This is a genomic window from Syntrophomonas sp. UBA5494 (assembly GCF_002426325.1).
The window spans coordinates 36,911-41,770 of record NZ_DIPG01000031.1; the positions used below are offsets into that span (position 1 = coordinate 36,911).

A 4,860-nucleotide genomic window follows, 5' to 3' on the forward strand; every position below is an offset into this window, starting at 1 on the left:
ATGGCATCGATCACCATGGCCTGCTGCCCCATAGCGCTGCACATGATAATACGGGCTTGGGAATCAAAGGCTCTGATCATTTTTACCGCGGCAATGCCGTCCATCTCCGGCATGGTGATGTCCATAGTGACCAGATCGGGCTTAAGATCTTTGTATTTCTCCAGGGCGGTTATCCCGTTTTCCGCCTCCCCGATTACCGCATAGCCGTTCTTGGTCAGGATGTCTTTGATCATCATCCTCATAAAAGCGGCATCGTCCACAATCAACACGTTTTTTGACATAGTGAGCCTCCTCGCCTGTTATTGAAGTTTATTAACCCGGTCAATGGGACTAATGATCGCGGTTATTCTGATCCCATAGTTTTCATCAATGACCACCACCTCGCCCCTGGCGATGAGCTTGCCATTGACAAGCAAGTCAACCGGTTCCCCGGCCATTTTGTCAAGCTGAATGATAGACCCCTGCTGCAGTTCCAGAACCTCTTTGATGGTCTTGCGGGCCTTGCCCAGCTCCACCGATACATCCAGGGGAACATCCATGATAAGGCCGATGTTCTGGGGCATGGAACCCAGAGGAAATTCGTGCAGAGAAGCAAACTGTACCGGCTGCACCGTCAGGGATGCCGGGGTTGGCTTCGGCGGGGGCGGTTCAGCCGCAAACGCCGTCTCAGGACCGGCCGGGCGGTCAGTCCCCAGACTGTCCCGGGCCAGTGCGGCTTCCAGCTGTTCAAAATGATCATCCGTCTCCGGCTCTGGCAATGAACTGTCCGTTTGCTGAGATTCTGACGGGCAGCTGTCACCGGTCAGCATTTCCATCATATGTTTGACCGCTTCGATGGGGGTGATCTGCATGATCTCACTTTCCAGAAGGTTTTCTATCTTCATCTGGAATTTGATGGTAACCAGTTCCTCAAACATGCTGTGTAAACCCAGTTTTTCTTCCCCCAGGTTGACCACCGTCAGCAAGGGCGGGGAAATATCAATACGGGTGTTGAACATGGTGGACAGGCTGGTAGTGGCTGAACCCATCATCTGGTTCATAGCCTCTCCAACCGCGCTTAACTCGATTTCACTGAGACTGCTGCGCCCCGCGCGGGGTTCCATGCCCATCATGAGATCGGCGATCATACCGGCATCCTCGGTTTTAACCACAAACACGTTGGCGCCGTGCAGACCTTCGCGGTACTGCACTTCCACGATCACATAAGGCATGGGGAAATCAGAGCGCAATTGCTCGCGGCTGATTACTTTAACCTCGGGGGTGGTGATGGCTACCTTGCGGTGCAGCAGAGTCGACAGTATAGTCGCTGAGGTGCCCATGGAGATATTGCCGATTTCCCCCAAAGTGTCGCGTTCAAATTCTGTGATCAATTCGGCCGTATTCTGGCCGCTTTTTTTATTCCCGCCCGCCAGGAGAGCATCGATTTCCTGCTGGGACAGAATTCCGTTATTCATCGTCATTTCCCTCCTTCATCACCCGGGAAACTTGCACTGCGTTACGACTTTCATAGATGCCGGGTTTGGCCAGGAATTTGGTTTTTTGGCCAATCGCCACTTCCAGAGGTTCTTTGATATTGCGCTCCAGGGAGATCACGTCGCCTATACCCAGTTCCAACAGATCCCCTACTGTGATGGTGGTTCTCCCCAGGACCACTTTAACGGGAATGAAAGTGTTTTCCAGCTTTTGTTGAATGGCAGCGACATTCTCCGGGCTTCTGGATTTGGTGCTGGTGGAGTAGTAATAATGCACACTCAAGCGATCCATAATAGGTTCCAAAACCAGAAATGGTATGCAGATGTTGATCATGCCCATCACATTTCCCATACGGGCTTCCAGGGAAACCATCATCATTATTTCCGCCGGAGACACCAGCTGCGTAAACTGGGGGTTGGTTTCCATTCTTTCCAGGGATGGACGCAGCTCGATGATCCCTCCCCAGGGTTCTTCAAAATAATCCAACATGCGTTGAACAATGCGTTCTATAACGCTCTGCTCGATTTCGGTCAAACCTCTGACCTTGGGAAGGGTGCTGCCCGGTCCGCCCAGGAGGCGGTCTAAGAAGGCAAAGCCCAGGTTGGGATTGATCTCCATGATGGCATTGCCTTCCAGGGGATATAGTGAAAAAATATTTAATATGGTCGGGTTGGGAATGGAACGGATAAATTCTTCATAACTCAACTGTTCCACTGACAGCACCTCAAGCTGCACCGGGGTGCGCAGTTGAGCCGATAAATAGGTGCCCAGGGAGCGCGCGTAGTTATCGTAAATGACCTGCAGGGTGTGGATCTGATCCTTGGAGAATTTGCTGGGCCTGCGAAAGTCATAAACCCGGATGCGCTTACGGTTTTGCTCTTCTTTCAATTCCTCCGCATTGACCGCCCCGTTGCTCAAGGCTGAAAGCAAAGCGTCAATTTCGTTTTGCGACAGAACTTCACTCACAAAAGACCCTCCCCTTAGGCCTGCTCCAGCTATTGCATGATGAATTTGGTAAAATACACATTCCTTATTACCTCGGCTCCCAGCTTGGCATTGAGCTGCCTGGTTATCTCGGCTTTGAGATTGTCGCGGTTGCGGATATCCAGATCGGCCACGGTTTTGCCCGCAAAAGTGTTGAGAATGGTATCTTTGATCACCGCCATATTCTTATTGACATCCTCTTTTTTCTTTTCGTCGGTCTCGATGGTGACCTCTACCTTCAAAAACCGGGTTCCGTTGACGTCATTGATATTGGTGGTGAACTCTCCCACCGACAGCAAAGCTCCCACTTTCACTTCAGCGCTATCAGCCTTGGGCGGCATAAGCGGAGCCAGGAGGCGGTCCATGATCAAATAGGAAGCGCCCACCGCCACTAGAAAAAACACCATCCCGATTATGATAATTTTGCCGTCAAACCCGGTTTTGGCCTTTTTCTCCAGGCCGTTTTCCTCCGCCATCGCAATTCCTCCTTGCCCGTTCTATTTCTTTAATGTAGTGAAAATGGCGCGCTTTATCTTGATGATCTGGGCGGATATGTGCCGGACGCTTTCTTTGACCACCAGCTTGCGGCCGGTGGTTAAGGTAACGACCGTATCCGGCGTCTCTTCCATCAACTCGATAAGGTCTATATTGACCAACAGTACTTCACCGTTTAAACGGGTTAAATATATCATTTCTCACCTCTGGTCATATGCTCCGGGGGCCTGGCCCCCGGAGCCGCGGCTTATCTCTTCAGATTGACCAATTCTTGCAGCATCTCATCCGAGGTGGTTATCACCCGGGAATTAGCCTGAAAACCCCTCTGGGTGATGATCATATCGGTGAACTCCTCCGATAGGTCGACATTGGACATTTCCAGACTGCTGGGCAGAATGGCGCCCATGCCCTGACTACCGGGCCCGCCGATAGAGGGGTCCCCGGAGTTACTGGATTGCTGGTAGAGGTTGCTTCCCATCTGCAGCAGTCCGGAGGGGTTCTGGAAATTGGCCAGGGCCACCCGGGCCAGGTTCATGATGGCTCCGTTGTCATAGACTCCCTGTATGGTGCCGTCAATGCCGACACTATAGCTCGACAGGCTGCCCATGGAATATCCGTCCTGGTGTTCGACCCAGGCGGACGATTTGGTGTTGAATTGAGTCAAACCGCCGAAATCGATGTCCAGCACCAGGTCATTGGCCCCCTCCTGGGAGCGGTCCACAGTCAATTGCAGTTGGGCGGCTTCAGGCAGGATGATAGCCCCGCCTTCGTCAAACTGCAGGTTGTAGACGCGCAGCATGCGGGTACCGCCGGCAGGGCTCTCTCCGGCAGCAATGTCCAGGGCTTCGAAATCGGCGGCATCATCGTAAGCTTCCATATTCTCAAATTCCGGATCCAGCGATATATCACAGGCCCAGTCGCTTACCGGGGGCGGACCGCTCTCAACCTCATGCTTGAAGAACCTGAAATATAAAGTCACTTCATTCCCCAGTGAATCGTAAACCGTTTTCGAGGTTATGACCGCATTATCGGCTGCAGGGTGCTGCCCGCCGTCGGCGGGGTCGATGTCACTGCCCGCGATTTGCGGAATGGTGAGGGTGGAATTTAAATTGCCTGAGAAGACCACGTTTTCGGTGGCTTTGGGGGCAATGGTTCTAAAGGCTGAAATATCGATATTCCGGGCGGCCTGGACAGTATCGATGATTCCATTGGCGTCCGCCACCCAGCCCTGCACCCGGTAACCATTGCTGGTGCTGACCAGGTAGCCCATGGTGTCAAAGTCGAAGTTCCCGGCCCGGCTGTAATATATCTGCCCGCCGTTGCTGAGCATGAAATAGCCGCTGCCATCGATAGCCATATCTGTAGACTTATTGGTTACAGTTGCCGGAGCCGGGGTATGGATCTGGTCGATACTGCTTATGGTCATCCCCAGGCCGATAGACATGGGGTTGGTGCCGCCCCGGGCGTCGGTGGCCAATGAGGCGCCGCGCATGGTCTGATATAAGGCCTCTTTGAACACCACCCGGCTCTTCTTATAACCCACCGTATTGACGTTGGCGATATTGTTGCCTATTATGTCCATTCGGGTCTGATGGTTTTTCAAACCGGACACGCCCGAATACATTGATCGCATCATGTTTTTCATGACCTCCTTTAAAGAGCGTTACTTGTGGATGCTTCCATCGCTCCGCATCCAGGGCTTCCTGAGAGGTCCAGCCCTAAATGATGACTGCACTGTCAATGTTGGTAAATACGTTTTGTTTGATGCTCTGATCATCCACCGCGGTTATCACGGTATTATTCTTGACGCTGACCACCAGAGCGAGACGATCCATTATGATCAGGGAATCCCGGGAGCCCTTTTGGCGAGCCTGGGTAACCGCGTTCTGGATCCGGTCCACATCCTCT

6 protein-coding genes and 1 pseudogene are annotated in these 4,860 nt (G+C 52.6%); all 7 read right to left on the minus strand.

Translation table 11 applies throughout. The features are described 5' to 3' along the window. Positions 1-281: response regulator (locus B3W37_RS03195; RefSeq protein WP_483174761.1), on the minus strand; the 281-nt coding region annotated here is incomplete at its 3' end. Between the two features lie 18 nt (positions 282-299). Further along, positions 300-1,454 (minus strand): flagellar motor switch phosphatase FliY, encoded by a 1,155-nt coding sequence (gene fliY / locus B3W37_RS03200; RefSeq protein ID WP_483168488.1) that lies wholly within the window; start codon positions 1,452-1,454, stop codon positions 300-302. Beyond that, positions 1,447-2,439 (minus strand): flagellar motor switch protein FliM, encoded by a 993-nt coding sequence (gene fliM / locus B3W37_RS03205; protein ID WP_483174762.1) that lies wholly within the window; start codon positions 2,437-2,439, stop codon positions 1,447-1,449. Before fliM ends, fliY begins: the two co-directional genes overlap by 8 nt. 29 nt (positions 2,440-2,468) lie before the next feature. Next, positions 2,469-2,933, minus strand: coding sequence for a flagellar basal body-associated FliL family protein (locus tag B3W37_RS03210; RefSeq protein ID WP_483168490.1), 465 nt, complete (start codon positions 2,931-2,933; stop codon positions 2,469-2,471). Positions 2,934-2,954: 21 nt separating this feature from the next. Beyond that, the gene (locus B3W37_RS03215) at positions 2,955-3,149 is read right to left on the minus strand and encodes a flagellar FlbD family protein (protein ID WP_483168491.1); all 195 of its coding nucleotides are present in this window, start codon (positions 3,147-3,149) and stop codon (positions 2,955-2,957) included. A gap of 50 nt (positions 3,150-3,199) precedes the next feature. After that, positions 3,200-4,588 carry a flagellar hook protein FlgE gene (locus B3W37_RS03220; protein ID WP_483168492.1) on the minus strand — a complete coding sequence of 463 codons (1,389 nt, stop codon included), beginning with the start codon at positions 4,586-4,588 and terminating at the stop codon, positions 3,200-3,202. Positions 4,589-4,670: 82 nt separating this feature from the next. Beyond that, positions 4,671-4,860, minus strand: a pseudogene (locus B3W37_RS03225) (TIGR02530 family flagellar biosynthesis protein); the annotation flags it as partial.